Raw genomic sequence first — 1080 nt, forward strand, 5'->3', positions numbered from 1 at the left:
TGTACCCGGTCATGAGGTTGGTTGCAGGCGGCTGATCGGGGGTTGGCCGCCGAGTGCGCTGTGGCGTCGTTGAGTGTTGTAGTGCTCGAGCCAGGGTGCAAGCGCGGCGGTCCGGTCGGTGTTGCTGGTGTAGGGGCGTTGGTAGGCCCATTCGGTGGTCAGGGTGCGGTTGTAGCGTTCTGCTTTGCCGTTCTGCCAGGGGCAGTGGGGTTTGATGAATTTCTGTCGGATGCCGAGTTCGGTGCAGACGCCGCGTAGTGACCAGCGGTAGGCCCAGGCGTTGTCGGTCATCAGCCGGTGGATGTGGGTGATGCCGTGTTGGCGGAAGTAGGCGGTGGCGCGGCGGAGGAATTCGACGCAGGTGGGGCCTTTCTCGTCCGGGAGGACCTCGGAGTAGGCCAGGCGGGAGTGGTCGTCGACGAGGGTGTGGACGTAGTCGTAGCCGCGTTTGGTGGTGCGGTCGCGGGTGGCGTCGCCGTGGGCGCGGCCGTGGACTCGCCAGCCGCCGCCGTCGGGGATCCGGCCGATCTTCTTGACGTCCATGTGGGCCAGGTCGCCGGGCCGGTCGTGTTCGTAGCGGACCGTGGTGGCCTTGGACGCTTTGATCACCTGACCGGTCATCGGGTCGAGTAGGCGTAGGTGCGGTATGTGATGGCGGTGCAGTATCCGCCCCACGGTACGGGCCGCGACACCGACCTCGGCCGCGATCCAGTCCTGCCCTCGCCGGAACTCGGTCCGCGCGGCGAGGACCAGCTGCTCGACCGCCGGCGCGGTCCGCCGTGGGCTGGAGTGCGGCCGTGACGAGCGATCCCGCAGACCAGCCACGCCCTGGGCGGCGTGCCGGTCGATCCACTTCTTGACGCATCGGCGGGATATCCCCATCGCCGCGGCGATATGGGCCTGCGGCCAGCCCGCCTGATGCCGCTGCACGATCAGCAACCGGCCGTGAAACGTGGTCCGGGCATTAGGGTGTGACACGAAAGCCTCCGGCGGAGTGCGGTCCTAGACAACCCACACCCCAACCGGAGGCTTTCCCTATGTCAACATCCCCGCCCGCTACCAACGTCCTGACCGGGTACA

General features: G+C 67.5%; 1 protein-coding gene. It reads right to left on the reverse strand.

Translation table 11 applies throughout. The annotated features are described in order from the left end of the window. Positions 1-9 precede the first annotated feature (9 nt). Positions 10-978 (reverse strand): IS481 family transposase, encoded by a 969-nt coding sequence (locus AB0H87_RS41995; RefSeq protein ID WP_360159496.1) that lies wholly within the window; start codon positions 976-978, stop codon positions 10-12. Positions 979-1080 lie beyond the last annotated feature (102 nt).

Source organism: Asanoa sp. NPDC050611 (assembly GCF_040654855.1).
GTDB lineage: Bacteria > Actinomycetota > Actinomycetes > Mycobacteriales > Micromonosporaceae > Asanoa.